Origin of the sequence: Micromonospora sp. DT227 (assembly GCF_049841835.1) — a bacterium.
In the GTDB taxonomy this organism is placed as follows: domain Bacteria; phylum Actinomycetota; class Actinomycetes; order Mycobacteriales; family Micromonosporaceae; genus Micromonospora.
The window spans coordinates 472,573-488,938 of sequence record NZ_JBNCLA010000004.1 but is presented as its reverse complement, the minus strand read 5'-3'; the positions used below and the strand labels follow the sequence as shown (position 1 = coordinate 488,938).

Annotated in this window: 13 protein-coding genes and 1 pseudogene; 2 read left to right on the top strand and 12 right to left on the bottom strand. The window is 73.8% G+C overall.

Annotation, left to right across the window (positions count from 1 at the left end; genetic code table 11):
• The 9 genes from ACLQ2W_RS17245 to ACLQ2W_RS17205 all read right to left on the bottom strand — a co-directional run bounded on the left by ACLQ2W_RS17245 (position 1) and on the right by ACLQ2W_RS17205 (position 9,318).
• Positions 1-1,017, bottom strand: a complete 1,017-nt coding sequence (locus ACLQ2W_RS17245) for a glycosyltransferase family 2 protein (RefSeq protein ID WP_425787301.1) — start codon at positions 1,015-1,017, stop codon at positions 1-3.
• The gene (locus ACLQ2W_RS17240; protein ID WP_425787300.1) at positions 1,014-2,150 is read right to left on the bottom strand and encodes an endonuclease/exonuclease/phosphatase family protein; all 1,137 of its coding nucleotides are present in this window, start codon (positions 2,148-2,150) and stop codon (positions 1,014-1,016) included. Before ACLQ2W_RS17240 ends, ACLQ2W_RS17245 begins: the two co-directional genes overlap by 4 nt.
• Positions 2,147-3,178: a glycosyltransferase family 2 protein gene (locus ACLQ2W_RS17235; protein ID WP_425787299.1), complete on the bottom strand. Its 1,032-nt coding sequence runs from the start codon at positions 3,176-3,178 to the stop codon at positions 2,147-2,149. The genes ACLQ2W_RS17240 and ACLQ2W_RS17235 overlap by 4 nt, the downstream gene beginning before the upstream one ends.
• A gap of 61 nt (positions 3,179-3,239) precedes the next feature.
• The gene (locus ACLQ2W_RS17230) at positions 3,240-4,202 is read right to left on the bottom strand and encodes a UbiA prenyltransferase family protein (protein WP_405093285.1); all 963 of its coding nucleotides are present in this window, start codon (positions 4,200-4,202) and stop codon (positions 3,240-3,242) included.
• Between the two features lie 11 nt (positions 4,203-4,213).
• Complete coding sequence (locus tag ACLQ2W_RS17225) at positions 4,214-5,257, bottom strand: NAD-dependent epimerase/dehydratase family protein (protein WP_405093286.1); 1,044 nt, start codon at positions 5,255-5,257, stop codon at positions 4,214-4,216.
• The gene (locus ACLQ2W_RS17220; protein WP_425787436.1) at positions 5,251-6,573 is read right to left on the bottom strand and encodes an aspartate aminotransferase family protein; all 1,323 of its coding nucleotides are present in this window, start codon (positions 6,571-6,573) and stop codon (positions 5,251-5,253) included. The genes ACLQ2W_RS17225 and ACLQ2W_RS17220 overlap by 7 nt, the downstream gene beginning before the upstream one ends.
• 335 nt (positions 6,574-6,908) lie before the next feature.
• The gene (locus tag ACLQ2W_RS17215) at positions 6,909-7,547 is read right to left on the bottom strand and encodes a response regulator (RefSeq protein WP_425787298.1); all 639 of its coding nucleotides are present in this window, start codon (positions 7,545-7,547) and stop codon (positions 6,909-6,911) included.
• A complete protein-coding gene (locus ACLQ2W_RS17210; RefSeq protein ID WP_425787297.1) occupies positions 7,535-8,683 on the bottom strand; it encodes a sensor histidine kinase in 1,149 nt (382 codons plus the stop codon). Before ACLQ2W_RS17210 ends, ACLQ2W_RS17215 begins: the two co-directional genes overlap by 13 nt.
• A 230-nt stretch (positions 8,684-8,913) precedes the next feature.
• Positions 8,914-9,318, bottom strand: coding sequence for a YunG family protein (locus ACLQ2W_RS17205; protein ID WP_425787296.1), 405 nt, complete (start codon positions 9,316-9,318; stop codon positions 8,914-8,916).
• 142 nt (positions 9,319-9,460) lie between these two features.
• Between ACLQ2W_RS17205 and ACLQ2W_RS17200 the strand changes: the two are divergent.
• Positions 9,461-10,838 (top strand): annotated as a pseudogene (locus ACLQ2W_RS17200) (CoA transferase).
• Between the two features lie 25 nt (positions 10,839-10,863).
• Here ACLQ2W_RS17200 and ppk2 read toward each other — a convergent pair.
• Positions 10,864-11,775: a polyphosphate kinase 2 gene (ppk2, locus tag ACLQ2W_RS17195; RefSeq protein ID WP_425787295.1), complete on the bottom strand. Its 912-nt coding sequence runs from the start codon at positions 11,773-11,775 to the stop codon at positions 10,864-10,866.
• 353 nt (positions 11,776-12,128) lie between these two features.
• Here ppk2 and ACLQ2W_RS17190 point away from each other — a divergent pair, with 353 nt between their 5' ends.
• Positions 12,129-13,592: a multicopper oxidase family protein gene (locus ACLQ2W_RS17190; protein WP_425787294.1), complete on the top strand. Its 1,464-nt coding sequence runs from the start codon at positions 12,129-12,131 to the stop codon at positions 13,590-13,592.
• Between the two features lie 34 nt (positions 13,593-13,626).
• Here ACLQ2W_RS17190 and ACLQ2W_RS17185 read toward each other — a convergent pair whose 3' ends face one another.
• On the bottom strand, positions 13,627-14,592 hold the full coding sequence (locus ACLQ2W_RS17185; RefSeq protein ID WP_425787293.1) for a phosphotransferase enzyme family protein: 966 nt from the start codon (positions 14,590-14,592) through the stop codon (positions 13,627-13,629).
• 124 nt (positions 14,593-14,716) lie between these two features.
• Positions 14,717-16,180 carry a rifampin monooxygenase gene (rox, locus tag ACLQ2W_RS17180; RefSeq protein ID WP_425787292.1) on the bottom strand — a complete coding sequence of 488 codons (1,464 nt, stop codon included), beginning with the start codon at positions 16,178-16,180 and terminating at the stop codon, positions 14,717-14,719.
• Positions 16,181-16,366: the final 186 nt, after the last annotated feature.

Below are 16,366 nucleotides of genomic sequence, written 5' to 3'. Positions count from 1 at the left end.
TCACCAACCTTTCGAGTCGAGGGGACGGAGGGCGGCACGCGACGACGGGCCGAACGACGGGTCCACCAGGGACCGGACCAGGCCGACCGCGGCCCCGGTGATCAGCGCGACGTTCACCAGCAGGTGGATGCCGAGGGCGCGGACCAGGAACGCCCCGCCGCCCCGGCGCAGCGCCACCACCAGCGGCGGGTCGGCGGCGGCGAAGACCGCCAGGCAGAGCACCGGCACGCCGGCCCCGTACGGGCCGAGCAGCGCCGCCGGCAGGGTGAGCACGGCCAGCCCGGCGGCCAGCACACCCAGGGTGCGGTTCAGCGCCAGGCCGCGCCGGCGGTAGCGGTTGCGCAGCGACCAGCGGAGCAGTTGGGCTCGCCGGTACTGCTCGGCCAGCAGCGGCAGCAGCCGGTCCGCCTCGTCGTGCCGACCGACGACGGTGTCGGTGAGCCGGATCCGGTACCGGGTCAGCAACCGCTCGCTGTACTCGTCGTCCTCGGCGCTGCGCAGGTTCTCGTCGAACGGACCGAGGTCGCGCAGCACGGCGCGGGGCACCGCGGCGAGCGCGAAGACGGCGGTGTCGATCGGGCCGACCGCCCGGGTCAGCGCGGAGTGCAGGTGCAGCACCCGGTACCGCTCGACCGGCCCGTCGTCGATCAGCGGCTCCGGGGCGTAGACGCCGTGGACGCAGCCGCAGTCGGGGTCGGCGGCCAGCACCGCCAGCGCGTTGGCGATCGCGCCCGGGTCCAGCGCGACGTCGGAGTCGACGAAGAAGATCACCTCGCCACGACTGGCCGCCACCCCGGCGTTGCGGGCCGCGGAGACCCCACCGTTGACCGGCTGCACCAGCACCCGCGCACCGGCCGCCGCGGCCACCGCCGCCGACCCGTCGGTGCTGCCGTCGTCGACGACGAGCACCTCCACCGGCGGGTGGGTCTGCGCCGCCACCGCGTCCAGGCAGTGGCGCAGCGTCTTCGCGGCGTTCCAGACCGGGATCACGACCGAGACGGTCGGCGTACGGCTCACGACGCCTCCCCGAGCGTGACCACGGCGGTCTGGGCGCGGTGGTCGGACAACCCGCGCGGGTCGTCCAGCGTGTACCGGTGCACGCGTACCGTCCGGGAGGTCAGCGTCCAGTCCAGCCGCCAGGCCGCCGGCAGTCGACCGGCGGGCCAGCTCGCCGGGTACACCTCGGCGTTGGCGTCCGCCGCGTCGCGCAGCCGGTCCCGCAACGGGCGCAGGTCGCCCATCGCGGCCGTGGTGTTGAAGTCACCGGCGACCAGCACCGGCCCGGGGTTGGCGGCGAGATCGGCCCGCAGCCCGGCGAGTTGCGCCCGGCGGGCCCGGTCACGTTCCCGCACGTAGCCCAGGAACCGCCGCGGCGCGAGGTTCACCTGCACCGGCAGGTGCACGTTGTACGTGGACAGCACCCGGCCGTCCACCAACAGGTCGGCGCGGAGCACCTTGGCGGCGGCGAAGACCCGCCCGAAGTCGGCGCCCGGCTCGGCCGCGAGGCCCGCGTCGGGACCGACCGCCGGCCGGGCCACCACCGGGAACCGGGACAGGGTGAGCAACTCGCCACGGGCGACGACGGTGTAGCCGGGGAACGCCCGACGCAGCCGCTCCGGGTCGGGGGCGGGCCGGGCGCCGGCCAGCCCGGCCGCGTCGTCCCAGTAGAGATGCTCCTGCAACAGGTAGACGTCGGCCCGCCGGTCGACCAGGAACCGCAGGAACGCCTCCGGGTCGTCGTGCTGGTCCCAGTAGCCGGTGTTCCAGGCCAGCACCGTCAGCGCGCCCGACGGCGGGGCGGGGCGGGCCGCCCACGCGTACCGGTTGAGGCCGGCGTCGGGCAGGCCGATCGCCAGCGCGGTGGCCGCCGCCGCCAGCACCACCGTCGCCGCCCGGGCGGGCAGCGGCCGGCGCAGCGCCCGGACCGCCGGCACGGCCGCCGCCAGCGCCACCGGCACCAGCAGGTACGCCACCGGCGGCAGCAGGTCCGGCAGCAGCCAGAACCACCAGCGCCCGCTCAACGCACGGTGCAGGCCGGTGAACACCGCCCAGCCGAGCGCCGCCGCCCAGAGCAGCCGGGTGGCCGCACACCACCGCCGGGGCCGGCCCGCCGCCGTCGCCGGACCGGCGGCCCGGATAAGAAGACTCATGAGGGCACCTGAGCGGTGGGGCGTGGGCCGCCCTCGTAGAGGTGACGGAAGGAGCGGGAGCCGAGCCACTGCGCCGCGCCGGCGGCGGCCCCGGCGGCGATCGCCAGGTTGATCAACCACTGCACCCCGACGAACGCGACGAGCAACGCCGGTCCGCGCCGGCGGGCGACGAACCGGTACATGCCGGCGTCGCACGCCAGGAAGAGCAGGAGGGCGGCCACTGACGGCAGCACCCCGAGCGCGCCGGCCAGCAGCGGCAACGGCAGCGCGAGCGTGCCGAGCAGCGCGCTGACGGCGGCCCACATCCGGGACGCGGTCTCGAAGCCCTGCGCGGCACGACGCCGGTACGCGTACAGCGGCATCCGCAGCCGGCTGCGGTGGAACACCTTGCGCAGCATCGGTCCGAGCCGGTCGTCGTCGCGGTGCCGGCCGTGCAGCGCGTCGGTGAGCCGGATCGGGTACCGGCCGGTGAGCCGCTCGCCGTACTCGACCTCCTCGGTCTGGCGCAGCCCCTCGTGGAACGGGCCGATCTCGGCGAACACCCGGGCCGGCATGGCGCAGATGGCGGTGAACAGGAAGCTGACGTCGCCCAGCGAGCTGATCCGCCACCAGTGCGCCTGGAGGCACCGGCACTCCTGCACGAGGCTGTCCCGGACCAGCGGGACCTCGTCGAGGATGCCGCAGATCGCGCCGGCCCGCGGGTCGGCGGCGAGCAGCCGCACCGCCCGGGTCACCGTGTCCGGCGGCAGTTCCACGTCGGAGTCGACGAAGAGCAGGACGTCGCCGCGGGCCCGGGCGGCGCCGATGTTGCGGGCCAGGGCGGGGCCGCCGTTGCGCGGCGTGTGGACCACCGGCACGCCGAGCGACTCGGCCACCGCCACCGAGTCGTCGGTGCTCCGGTCGTCCACGAAGATGATCTCGGTGGCGGGATGGGTCTGCGCCAGCAGCGCCGGCAGCGTCAGCGGCAGCGAGTCGGCGTGGTTGTAGTTGGGGACGACGACGGAGACCGTCGGGGTGTGCGCGGTCATGGCTCTCCTTGACGAGGGCGCGGGCGAAGGGCGGGGCGCGGGCGAAGGGCGGGGCGCGGGTTCAGGACAGGGCGGCGACGAGCGCCGGGAACCGGATGGCGGCGTAGAGCGCGCCCAGGCAGGCCGCCCAGAGCACGGCGGCGGCGAGCACCGCCCGGTCCCGCGACAGCAGCCGGACCGGGTCGCCGCCGGCCCGCCGGACCAGCGCCAGTTGCAGGTACCGCGACATCAGGTAGAGGACGAACGGGGTGGACAGCAGCATCGCGGCGTCCCCGTACCGGCCGAACGGCGCTTCGGTGCCCAGCCAGACCAGCCCGGCGGTGACCGCCAGGAGCCCGTTGAGCTGGAGCAGGTGCCCGGCCAGCTCCACCGACCAGCCGCGCAGGGCGGGCCGGTGGGCCACCCCCGCGTCCAGCAGTTCCTGACGGCGCTTGCCGACGATCAGCAGCAGGCAGCCGGCGAACACGGTGACCAGCAGCCAGGCCGACACGTCCGCGCCGACGGCCAGGTAGCCCTGCACGGCGCGCAGCACGAACCCGGTGGCGACCACCCCGGCCTCGACCAGCGGAACGTGTTTCAGGCCCCGGCTGTACCAGACGTTCAGCACGAGGTAGGTCAGCACCGGCCAGGCCGGTCCGACCGGGCCGGCGGCCAGCAGCAGCGCGAGGCCGAGCAGGAGCACGACGGCGCAGGCGTACGCCAGCGGCACCGGCACCCGGCCGGACGCCACCGGACGGTGCCGCTTCACCGGGTGGAGCCCGTCCCGGTGCCGGTCGACCACGTCGTTGCCCACGTACACGGCCGAGGCGGCGAGCACGAACGCGACGACGGACCAGCCCAGCCGGGTCAGCCCGGCCAGGTGCCAGGACAGCGGGTCCAACAGGGGGAGCGGGACGACCAGCAGGCTCTTCACCCAGTGGCCGGGTCGGACCAGGCGGACCAGGTCGACGACCAGTCGGTGGCGGCGGGTGGCGGGCGGCTCCACGGCCGGCACGGCGGCGGGAGCGGAGTCGAGGAGAGGCATCGGCCGGCGCCCTAGAAGAAGATCTTCGCGAGGGAGAGGGCGCCCTGTCGCCAGGGTTCCCGGCTGGTCCGGCCGGCCCCGGTCGCGGTCGCGCCCCGGTTCGCCCGCCACCACCGGTAGGTGGCGAGGATCGCGTCCCGGTTGGCGAGGCGGGGCGTGAAGCCGAGCCGGTCGCGGGCCTTGTCGATGCTCACGTAGGAGTCCGCGCGCAGCTTGTACAGCAGCCGCCCGTACACCGGGGAGAGGCCGCTGCGCTCCAACGCCCGCAGCGCCGCGAGCGTCGGCGCGGCCGGCAGCCCGACCACCCGCCGGCCGTGCCCGGCGGCGTCGAGCACCGCCTGGAAGTCCTCGCGCAGCGTGCCGAACTCGGCCGCGCCCAGGTTGTACGTGTCCCCGGCGACGTCCTCCGGGGCGGCCAGCACGGTCAGCACGGCGTCGACCAGGTCCTCGACGGCGAACATCTGCACCCGCACGTCGCCGCGACCGAGCACCGGGAAGTTCCGGCCCTCCTCGGCCCATTCGAAGAGCATCGCGAACAGGCCCATCCGGCCCGGCCCGAGGAACGTCTTGGGGCGCAGCACCGGGACGCAGAGCCCGTCCGCGCGGAACCGTTCCACGAGTAGTTCCGCCTCGACCTTCGCCCGGGTGTACGGGTCGACCGGCTCCCGCGGATGGTCCTCGGGTGTGGGCACCAGCCGGGGCAGGCCGTAGACGGCGGTGGAGGAGATGTGCACGACCCGGGGGACCTGCACCCGGCGGGCGGCGCCGAGCACCGCGTGCGTGCCGTCCACGATGATCGACCGGATCATCTCGGCCGGGTAGCTGGGCAGCGCGGCGGCGCAGTGCACCACGGCGGACGCGTCGGCGAACACCCGCGCCAGCAGCGCGGCGTCGCGGACGTCGCCCTGGCTGTGGGCCAGCTCCGGATGGGTGTGCGCGGCGGGCAGCAGGTCCACCCCGTGCACCCGGTGTCCCTCGGCGAGCAGCCGGCGGACCAGGTGCGAGCCGAGCATCCCGCTGGCCCCGGTCACCACGACGTGGCCGCTGGTCACCATCGCGACGTCACCCGCTCCCGGACGAAGGCGGTCAGCAGCCGGGGCAGCCCCCGGGACAGCGTCGCGTCCAGGGCGGTGAGGAAGTGTTCCACGTCCTCGGGACTGGCCACCAGGCTCGGCGCGACCATCAGTGGGTTGTCGGCGTTGGGGCTGTAGTAGGTCATGATCCCGTGCTCGCGGAACAGGTGCGCGATCACCGACAGGGTGATGAGCTTGGTGCGGAACTGCGGGTCGTGGGTGAAGCCGGGCATCAGCCGGCCGGCCAGGTCGAGCAGGCCGGGACCACCGCCGAGGAAGACGCCCCACAGCGCGCCGGCGCCGTCGACCCGGCCGACCACCTCGGGGTACGCCTTGGCGATCCGGTCGAGGCCGGGTTGCAGCACGGCCGCCAGCATCCGGGCCCGGGCGGGGTAGTCGTCGTCGACCACCACCGCGACGGCCTCCAGGGCGGTGGCGGTCTCCTCGCCGAAGCCGTAGTAGGTCGTGCTGTGCAGGATGACGTCGGTCAGCCGGTCGTAGGCGCGGCGGAACACCGGCTCGCGGGCCGTGTAGCCGGCGATCGAGGCCTTGCCGCCGCCGAGCGACTTGGAGTAGGTGAGGATGTCCGGCAGCAGCCCCTCGCACCGCATGAAGTTGAAGAGGCTGCCGGTCTTGCCCCACCCGGTGTAGACCTCGTCGAAGATCATGATGATGTCCCGCTCGCGGCAGAGCCGTTGCAGGGCCAGCAGGTCGTCGTCGCTCCACCGGCGCATCGTGGAGGCGCTGAACGGTTCGACCAGGAGGGCGTACACGTCGCAGCCGCCGTCCGGGGCGCGTGCCGCGTCGACGGCCGCGCGGACGGCGGCCAGGTCGCCGTACGGGTAGACGACGATGCCGGGCAGGCCGGGGAAGCGGAACGCGTTCTCCGACGAGCCGGTGAGACTACCCGCGCCGAGGGTCTTGCCGTGGAAGCTGATGTCGGCGCGCAGCACCGTGTTGCGCCGTCCGCCGTGGTACTTGTAGGCCATCTTCACCGCGCCCTCGTTCGCCTCCGCGCCCGAGTTCGGGAAGTATGAGACGGAGAGGTCGCCGGGGAGCAGGGCGGCCAGGTTGTGACTCAGCGCCGCCGTGTACGGCGAGAAGAACGCCTTGTGCACCTCCATCCGCCGGGCCTCGGCGAAGCGCCGGCGGGCGGCCAGGATCCGCGGATGGTTGTGCCCGTGGTTCAGCACGCCGACGCCGCCGGAGAAGTCCAGCACCCGGCGGCCGTCCCGGAGGTGGATCCACACCCCTTCGGCGTGGTCCACCAGTTCCCGGCCGAAGCCGAACGTCGTCATCAGGGAGACCTGGCTGCGACTGACATGGTCGCGGTACAGCTGGTGCACCTGCTTCGTGCCGAGCTGTTCCGCCTCGTCGATACCGATCAGGTGGGGCATGCGGTGGCCTTTCCTCGGACGACCGGTGGGGGAGTGTCAGCGCCGACGGGACCGGTCCCCCCGAGCCCCCGGGTGACGGTGCGGCGACGCTGTGCGATCTCAAGCTAGCGACGTGTGTCGATCTCGTCATGCCGGATGTTCGGGGGGCGGACCGACCCGTCCGCTGTCCCCCGGGCAGGGGACAGCGGACGTTCGCGAGGACGGCGGGTGGACGTTCGTGGGGTGCCGGCGCCGTCTCAACCGGCCTGGAGGCGATCCTCACGAACCCGGTCGGCGAGGTCGAGCTTCGTGCGGCTGGGCCGACCGAGATCGTGGTACTTGGCCTTGACCCGGTCCAGGTAGGTGCGGGCGGTCTCCGGCTTGATGCCCAGGTGCCGGGCGGTGGCCGTGAGGGTCATGCCGGAGGCGTACGCGAGCAGCACCCCGCGCTCGCGGGGGGACAGCCGGGGACGGGTCGGACGGGCGTCGCCCAGGCAGGCGAACGCCAGTTCCGACGAGAACGCGGGCCGCCCCGCCGCCACGTCCCGGACCGCGGTGGCCAGCGCCCGCAGGTCGTGGTCCTTCGTCACGTACCCGCTGCACCCGGCGGCGAACGTCGCCACCACCTGGTCGGGGCGGGCCCAGACGCTGAGCACCAGCACCCGGCGGCCGGACGTCACCAGCCGCCGCACGTTCTCCGCCGCGTCGCTGCCGTCGCGCAGCACCAGATCCAGCAGGACCACGTCGATCGGCTCGGTCAACGTCCGCAGCAGGCCCTCCACCGTGGCCGCGGTGCGGACCAGCCGCAGGTCGCCGATGCCCGCCAGCCAGGCGCCCAGGCCCTCCAGCAGCATCCGGTCGTCGTCGACGGCCGCCAGCCGGATCAGCCCGCCCACGTCAGCTCCACGCACGTCCCGGCCCCCGGCTCACTGGAGACCCGGGCCCGACCGCCCACCTCGGCCACCCGGTCGACGATCGAGTGTCGGAAGCCGAAACCCGGGGGCGCCTCCTCCGGGTGGAAGCCGCGCCCGCGGTCGACGATCGTCACCCGCAACAGTCGGCCCTCCACGGTCACGGTCAGCCAGGCGTGCTCCACGCCGGCGTGCTTGACCACGTTGTTCAGCGCCTCCTGCGCCGCCGCGCGCAACGCGGCCACGACCTGGGGCGGGACGTCCGCGGGCACGGTCGCCCCCTGGTACCGGACCCGCAGGCCGAGCAGGGACGCCTCGCTCACCACGTCCCGCAGCGCCTCGCCGAGCGTGCCGAACTCCGCGTCGGAGCCGTCGCCGAGCAGCCCGCGGACCACCTCCGCGTCGCGGGCGCAGCGCCGGCGTACCTCGGGCCGGCCCGGGTCGGCCATGCCGCGGGCGATCAACGTCAGCGTGGTCAGCACCCTGTCGTGCAGCGTCCGGTGGTGGGCGAGCCGGGTGACGAAACGGGCGTGGTCGGCGGCGGCGTCGGCCTCGGCCGCCAACCGTTGCGCGTTGGTCCGGTCCAGGTTGCGTCCGGTACGCCGCAGGTAGCGCACGGCGAAGCCGGCGACCAGCGCGAAGCAGGCCACGCCGTTGACCGCGTGGACGAGCGCCGGTACCGAGGGGCCCGTGCCCGGGCCGACGGCGACGATCACCAGCGACTGGATGAGCACCAGCACCAGCAGGTCGCCCGCGACGGCCCAGGGCCGGGCCAGCGCCGCCCCCACCAGCGAACCGCTCGCCTGCACCAGCAGGTTGCCCCAGTTCGGGGCCCCGACGTCGGTCGTCAGGTTCGCGGTGACCGCCACCAGCACCGTGCCGGCCAGCAGGACGTCCAGGTGCACCAGCGCCGTCGGGAACCAGCCCCGCCGCCGGGCCACCCCGAACAGCACCACGTTCCATGCCGTCGCCGCGACCAGCAGGGCGAGGTTGGCCCAGGTGCTTCGGTACGCGCCGTAGGCGCAGGTGACGACCGCCGGAGCCAGGCAGGTGATCCGATGCAGCGCCAGCAGGACCAGCATGAACCGGTTCGCCCGGCCCTCCCCCGTGACATCGGCCATGGTCGCAGAGTGACCGCGCAATGACACGCCGGTCATTCTGGCAGCCGTTCTCAGCGATGGTCATCACTGCGCGGGATGGTCACGGCCGTTCGGCGGCCCGGATCGACCGGCCGGTGCGGGGAGCGACCGCTTCCGCCACTTGACGTCCGTCATCGTGGGCCGATCCCGCCGGGAGCGTTCCCGCCGTGGGTCGTGCGGCTGTGGTTCTGGAGTGTCACCGGGCCGGTTCGTCACGCCGCGCCGGCGTCTTCCCGCCGCGCCCGGTCAAGACCGGACAGCACCCGTCCTCGCAACAACTCGTACTGCTGCCGGCATCGTCCAGGCGGTCCCGGCGGACGGTGCTGCACCCGGGCGCCGACGACGGTTTCCCACGGGTGGAACTGGTCGGCGGTGAGGTCGACGTCGTCGCCGTCGGGCAGCCGGTTCCAGTAGTGGTGACCGACCTTGACGCTCCCGACGAAGACCTCACCGAGAACGAGTTCGCCGCCGAGAAGGTCCTGGATGACCAGGGCGGTGACCCCGCACTGGCCACGGGCCGGGTTACCCGGGTGCCAGTCCCGCACGTCGTGCGGATCGCACGTGTCCGCACCCCAGCTCGTGCGTAGGACCGGCCGGAGCCGCTCCAGGTCGGTCATCGGGCACTCTCCTCGCCTGCCACCTTCTCCGGGCGTCACCTGTGCAGGGTGGGCCCTTCACCGGGTCGAGGGTCAAGGACCCGGGGAGGACCATGGGGGAGATGGCCTGGAACGGTTCGGCGAGGGCGGGGAGGATGTCCGCATGATGACTCTGGTGGACGGCGTCCTGGCCGACCTGGGGCTGGCGGGACTCACCGGGCCCCAGCTCGCCGGAGATCCGCAGCCGGCGGCGCTGGCGTCACCCCTTGCCGTCGCCGAGTGCGCGATCGCGTCCGTGGCCGCCTGTCTCACGGCCGCCGCCGATCTGGCGTCCGCCCGCACCGGTCGGCGGCCTGAGGTCGCCCTCGACACGGACCACGTGGCGGCGGCGGTGCGGAGCGAGGTCTGGCTCCGCGACGCGGACGGGCGGGGGATCGACGGCTTCGCGCCCCTGTCCCGACTGTGGCGGGCGGCGGACGGTTGGGTGCGCACCCATGCGAACTACCCGTGGCATCGGACGGCGCTGCTGGCGTCCCTCGGTGTCGACGACGGCCGGGACGCCGAGGTGCAGACGAAGGTGGCGGACGTGATCGCCGCCCGCCCGGCGGGGGAGATCGAGCGTGCGGTGTACGCCGCGGGCGGGTTGGCCGTGGCCGCTCGTACCCGGTCCCGCTGGGAAGCGGACGGCCCGGACCCGCTGGCGTCGCCGCTGGTCGGCATGGCGCCGCTGAGCCGTGCGCCGCTGCCGGTGCCGCCGGTCGCACCGGGCCGGCTGCCGGCGTCCGGGTTGCGGGTGCTCGACCTGACCCGGGTCATCGCCGGTCCGGTCGGCACCCGGATGTTGGGTGCGCTCGGCGCCGACGTGCTGCGGGTCGACGATCCACGCCGTCCGGAACTGGCGCTGCACGCCGTCGACGGGGTGATCGGCAAGGCGAGCACGACCCTGGACGCCCGCACGGCGGAGGGCCGCCGCGCGCTGCACCGTCTGCTCGACCGGGCCGACGTGCTCGTGACCGGCTACCGGCCCGGGGCGCTGCGCCGGCTCGGGCTGGACCCGGACCAGGTCGCCGACCGGCATCCCGGCACCGTCGTCGTCACGCTGTCGGCCTGGGGCACGGCCGGGCGTCTGGGGCGCCCGGCGCGGGTTCGACAGCCTGGTGCAGATCGCCACCGGCATCGGCTGGGCCACCAGCACGGACGGCGTCCGGCCCGGCGCGCTGCCCTGCCAACTGCTCGACCACGCCACCGGTTATCTGGTCGCCGCCGGTGCGCTGGCCGCGCTGGGGCGGCGCGTCCGCACCGGCGACGCCACCCACGTCTCGGTGTCCCTGGCCCGGACGGCGCGGTGGCTGCTCGACCAGGGCACCGCCCCGGTCGGGCGGGGCCCGGGCGACGACTCGGCGGCCCGGGCCGACGCCTGGCGGGTCGCGCTGGGCAACGGGTGGAGCGCGATCAGCCCACCGGGTCGTCTCGACGGCCGCGCGCTGAACTGGCCGCACCTGCCGCCCGCCTACGGGCAGGCGCCGCCCGACTGGCGTTGACCGCCCGACGCGGCGTCCGCGCAGGTCAGGGGCGGGGGAAGATCGGCACCGGCTGGTCCTCCGGGTCCAGGTCGAGCCCGGCCGGCCCGATGATGCGCGGATCCGGCGTGCCGACCACGGCCTCGTCCTTGCCGGCGTAGTCGAAGCGGTGCAGCACGTGGCGCATCGCCTCCAGCCGGGCCCGCTTCTTGTCGTTGCTCTTCACCACCGTCCACGGAGCGTCCGCGGTGTCGGTCCAGAAGAACATCGCCTCCTTGGCCTCGGTGTAGTCGTCCCAGCGGTCGAGTGAGGCGAGATCCATCGGCGAGAGCTTCCACTGACGCACCGGATCGACCTTGCGGATGACGAACCGGGTGCGCTGCTCGTTGCGGGACACCGAGAACCAGAACTTGACCAGGCGGATGCCGGAGCGGACCAGCATCCGTTCCAGGTCCGGGGCCTGCCGCAGGAACTCCAGGTACTCCTTGCGGGAACAGAAGCCCATCACCCGCTCCACGCCGGCCCGGTTGTACCAGGACCGGTCGAACAGCACGATCTCACCGGCCGCCGGCAGATGCGCCAGCCAACGCTGGAAGTACCACTGGCCGGCCTCACGCTCGTCCGGCTTCTCCAGCGCGACCACGCTCGCGCCGCGCGGATTGAGATGCTCCATGAAGCGCTTGATCGTGCCGCCCTTGCCGGCGGCGTCGCGGCCCTCGAAGAGGATCACCAACCGCTCGCCGGTGTCCTTGACCCAGTCCTGCAACTTGAGCAGCTCGATCTGGAGCAACCGCTTCTGGTGGTCGTACTCCTCCCGGTCGAGACGCTCGTCGTACGGGTAACCGTCGCGCCAGGTCTCCACCGGGCTGCCGTCGGGCAGCAGCAGGACCGGGTCGTCGTCGTATCCGTCGTGCACCTGGTAGTCGGCGGCGAGGTCCAGCAGCGCGGTGTCGGCCATACCGGTCGTACCTACCCCGCCGCACCCACCTCGATGCGGTCGGACCACAACTCCCAGGTGGTGCTCAGGTTGCCCGACGAGGACCACGACCTGGTCGAGCGGGGTCGTCGGGAGGCCGTACGGGTCGTCACCGACCCCCACTGCCCGGTCCGGACCAGCGCCCGGCGTCAGGCCCGTGCCCCGCACGGCTTCGCCCGCTACGCGCTAAGGGGGCGACCGGTTGCGGATGTGCGGTCGATAGGGGTCTCCTCCCGACGGATTCACCGGGATCATCGTGCCTGCGACGACCGCCCGGCCCACCGGCCGACCGCGGCTGCCGGAACCTCTCGCGCACCTTCGGGGAAGGAACTGCCTTGTCCACTCGTCGTCAACTGCTGCGCCTCGGCGCGGCGTCGGGCATCGTCGGGGCGACCGGTGGCCTGGCCGGTCTGGCCGGGCAGTGGGGCGCGGCTCCCGCCACGGCCGGGACCGCCGCGCCGACGGCCACGCCCGTGACGCCGTTCACCGTGCCGTTGACGGTGCCGCAGACGCTGCGCCCGGTGCTGCGGACCGCCACCACCGACTACTACTCGGTCACCATGCACCGGCGGCGACTGGAGATCCTGCCCGGCACGCGCACCGAGGTGTACACCTACAACGGCGACCTGCCCGGCCCCACGATCCACGCCACCTCGGGTCGGCGGGTGGTGGTCCGCCAGCGGAACCGGCTGACCATGCCCACGGCGGTGCACCTGCACGGCGGCGCCACCGCCCCCGAGGACGACGGCTCGGGCGACGCCTCGATTCCGCCGGGCGGCGAGCGGGTCTACACCTACCCGAACCGGCAGCCGCACGCCACGCTCTGGATGCACGACCACACCCACCACATGGAGGCCGAGCACCTCTACCGGGGCCTGTCCAGCCTCTACCTGCTCACCGACCGCACCGAGGCGGCGCTGCCGCTGCCCCGGGGCCGGTTCGACGTCCCGCTGGTGCTGCGCGACGCGCACCTGGACGCCAACGCCCAGTTGGTCTGGACCATGGACGACGCCGACAACCGCACCACCCTGCTGGTCAACGGACGGCCGTGGCCGCGCTTCGAGGTGCAGGCCCGCCGCTACCGCCTGCGCCTGGTCAACGCCAGCAACCTGCGGTTCTACCTGCTGCGGCTCGCCGACGGCGGGGACATCACGGTGATCGGCTCCGACGGCGGCCTGCTGGAGGCGCCGGTCACCATGCCGTACGTGCTGCTCTCCCCGGGTGAGCGGCTCGACGTGGTGGTCGACTTCGCCCGCTACCAGCCGGGCACCTCGGTGGTGCTGCAGAACCTGATGGGGCCCGGCCCGGCCGAGCAGGTGGGCCAGGTGATGCGCTTCGACGTCGTACCGGCGAAGGGCCCGGACCGCACGTCGGTGCCGCAGCGGCTGCGTACGCTGCCGCCGCTGCCCACGCCGACCGTGCGCCGCAGCATCGAGCTGCGGATGGACGAGGCGGGTTCCGGTGGGCACCAGGCGTACATCGACGGGAAGGTCTTCGACCCGGCCCGGATCGACACCACCATCGCCTGGGGCAGCACCGAGGAGTGGACGGTGACCAACGCCAACGCGGTCATGCCGCACAACTTCCACATGCACCTGGTGCAGTTCCGGGTGCTCGACCGCAACGGCGCGCCGGCCGATCCCACCGAGTCCGGGCTGAAGGACACCGTGATCGTCTGGCCCGGGCAGAGCGTGCGGTTGCAGGCGACGTTCGACACCTGGCGGGGCGTCTACCCCTACCACTGCCACATGGTCGACCACAGCGCGATGGGCATGATGGCCAACCTCAAGATCGTCTGATCCGTCCCGGGAGTTCTGGTCCGTCCCGGGCGGATCAGGGCGCGTAGCCGGGGTCGGCGACCGTCTCGGCGATGCGGGTGAGCCAGTGCAGGTCGTTGGCGCGGGACTCGGCGCCGGCCCCGGGGGCGAGAATGCCGGCGAGGAACGCGGCGACGTCGTCGAGGTGCCGTTCGGCGCGGTAGTAGCTCAGCCTGGTCCGGTCCGGTTCCCACGGCCCGTAGCCCCGGCGGAACAGCTCCGCGCGGTGCGCGTCGATCGGGTGGTCCCCGAAGTCACCGCTGAGGACGAACATCAGGTCCCGCTCGCGCGGCGCGAGCACCGGCGCGTCCCAGTCCACGACGTGCAGCGGGCCGTCGCCGTCGGCGATCAGGTTGCCGGGGTGGATGTCGGCGTGGCAGATGACGTGCCGGGCCGGCGTCATCAGGGCGGCCAGCTCGTCGACGGTCGCCGACAACCGGTGCAGCGCGTCGCCGTACCGGTGCCAGAACGCGCCGAGGGCCGCGCTCGCCGCCGCCTGCCGGCCCAGCGTCCGCAGCCGTTCGCCGGCGCTCGACCGGTAGGTCTCGGCCGGCAGGAGGTCGGCGATCCCGGCGGTCGGCGTGATCGTGTGCAGGTGGCCCAGGAACTCGCCGTACTCGATCCACTGCTTGTCGGTGAGGCCGCGCTCCCACCGGCTCCCGCCGTCGTGGAACGGGTAGAGCAGCACCTGGTGGTCCCCGAACGGGTGACCGGTGTCGCCGTCGGGCCGGTCGATCGGCGCGACCACCTGCCGGATGCCCCGGGCCCGGAGAAAGCCGGGCAGCCGGACGGCCGCCGGCGTGAACCCGCCGAGCCGGAGCTTCAGGAACCAGCGCCCGCCGTCGACCGTGTCCACCCGGTAGGCCCAGGCCCGCCCGTCGAGACCGACCGGCAGGAACACGAGAGCGGAGACGTCCAGCGCCCAGGCGGCGGCCACCTCCGCCGCCAGTCGCCGCTCGTCGACGCCGGGTCTGTCGATCACGCCCGGAGCGTGGCAGCTCGCCGTCCGCCCGGCAAGCGCATTCGCCGGTACGCGGGCGGCCCGGGGACCGGACGTCGGTCACGTCCGGTCCCCGGGTCAGGTCTGGCGCGGGAGCGGCCGACCGTCAGGTCGACGAGTGTTCCGTCGGGATGCCGCTCGGGGCGTGCGCGCGTGGCTCACCGAACCAGCGGGACAGGTGCGCGTCCAGGTCCCGCTGGTCGTCGCCGACCCAGGCGACGTGACCGTCCGGGCGGAGCAGCACGCCCGGGACGTCCAGTGCCGCGGTGGGATCCCCGAGGTGGTCGACCCGGTCCGACCAGCCGCCGACGGTCAGCCGGCCGGTACGGTCCAGCAGCAGGCCACGACCGTGGCGCAGCCGGTCGTAGAGGCGGCCCGGCCGCACGTCGACGTCGGGCAGGCGGCGGCCGAGCAGGTCGGGTCCTTCGCCGAGGTCGTAGCGGACGTCGATCGCGGTGATCTTCTCGACCAGGCGGCGGTTCACCTCGTCGATGTCCATCAGTTCGGTGAGCAGCCGGCGGACCGCTCGCGGGCCCGCCTCGGTGGACAGCAGTTCCATCTGGGCGCGCGTGTTGTCCAGCACGTCCTCCGCGACCGGGCGGCGTTCGGCCTGGTAGGTGTCGAGCAGGGTGTCCGGCGCCCAGCCCCGGACCTGTGCGGCCACCTTCCACCCGAGGTTGAACGCGTCCTGGAGGCCGAGGTTGAGGCCCTGCCCGCCGATCGGCGGATGGATGTGGGCCGCGTCGCCGGCCAGCAGCACCCGACCGACGCGGTACCGTTCGGCGAGCCGGGTGGCGTCCCCGAAGCGGGACATCCAGCGCGGTGAGTGCACCCCGAAGTCGGTGCCGGCGGCGATGCGGAGCTGGCGGCGGAAGTCCTCCAGCGTCGGCGGCCTCGCGCGGTCGCTGACGCCCGGGACGGGCACGATGACGCGGTAGATCCCGACGTCGACGGGTGCCACGAGGAACCGCTTGTCGGTCTCCCGGATCTCCGCCACCCGGGCGGCGACCTCCTCCGGCGGCACGCCCACGGCCATCTCGCCGAACAGCGTCTCGCTCCGCGCGGGCTCGCCGGGGAAGCCGACGCCGAGCAGCTTGCGTACCGTGCTGCGCCCGCCGTCGCAGCCGACGAGATAGCGCGTGCGCAGCCGTTGCCCGTCGGCCAGCTCGACGGTCACCCCGTCGTCGTCCTGCGCGAGGCCGGTCACCGCACAACCCCGCCGGACCTGCGCGCCCCGCGCGACCGCGTGCTCTTCGAACAGTCGGACGACGACCGGCTGCGGGATTCCCAGCAGATAGGCGTACGCGGAGTCCAGGCCCGCCGGCGCGGGCTTGTCGATGGCGGCGAAGAAACCGCGGACCGGACGCCGCCGCCCGCGTTCCAGCACGCGCGCCAGCAGCCCGCGCATGGCCAGCAGCTCGATGCTGCGGATGTGCAGGCCGACGATGCGGGCGAACGAGGCGGGCTCGGTCTCCTTGTCGAGGACGAGCACCCGGACGTCGTGCAGCCGTAGTTCGGCGGCCAGTATCGCGCCGACCGGCCCGCAGCCGGCGATGATCACATCGAACATGGTGTTGCCTTTCGGGAAGCGCCGTGGTGGCGCGGGCGCTCCCGGCGACACCTACGTCGATCGCCCGACCGGGACCGGAGGGGGAGCACCCACATCGATACGGTTCATGGGTCTCACCTCCTCGGGCCGAGTCACGGTCAGCCGCAAGTTACTAGCCCGGGCGTCGCCCGGTCCAGCCCTTTTCCC

What these genes read in the sequence shown, in the direction of transcription:
- ACLQ2W_RS17210 (WP_425787297.1), bottom strand. Translation starts at nt 8,683, where the DNA reads ATGGCCGATGTCACGGGGGAGGGCCGGGCGAACCGGTTCATGCTGGTC.
- ACLQ2W_RS17225 (WP_405093286.1), bottom strand. Translation starts at nt 5,257, where the DNA reads ATGGTGACCAGCGGCCACGTCGTGGTGACCGGGGCCAGCGGGATGCTC.
- ACLQ2W_RS17240 (WP_425787300.1), bottom strand. Translation starts at nt 2,150, where the DNA reads ATGAGTCTTCTTATCCGGGCCGCCGGTCCGGCGACGGCGGCGGGCCGG.
- rox (WP_425787292.1), bottom strand. Translation starts at nt 16,180, where the DNA reads ATGTTCGATGTGATCATCGCCGGCTGCGGGCCGGTCGGCGCGATACTG.
- ACLQ2W_RS17220 (WP_425787436.1), bottom strand. Translation starts at nt 6,573, where the DNA reads ATGACGACGTTCGGCTTCGGCCGGGAACTGGTGGACCACGCCGAAGGG.
- ACLQ2W_RS17230 (WP_405093285.1), bottom strand. Translation starts at nt 4,202, where the DNA reads ATGCCTCTCCTCGACTCCGCTCCCGCCGCCGTGCCGGCCGTGGAGCCG.
- ACLQ2W_RS17235 (WP_425787299.1), bottom strand. Translation starts at nt 3,178, where the DNA reads ATGACCGCGCACACCCCGACGGTCTCCGTCGTCGTCCCCAACTACAAC.
- ACLQ2W_RS17205 (WP_425787296.1), bottom strand. Translation starts at nt 9,318, where the DNA reads ATGACCGACCTGGAGCGGCTCCGGCCGGTCCTACGCACGAGCTGGGGT.
- ppk2 (WP_425787295.1), bottom strand. Translation starts at nt 11,775, where the DNA reads ATGGCCGACACCGCGCTGCTGGACCTCGCCGCCGACTACCAGGTGCAC.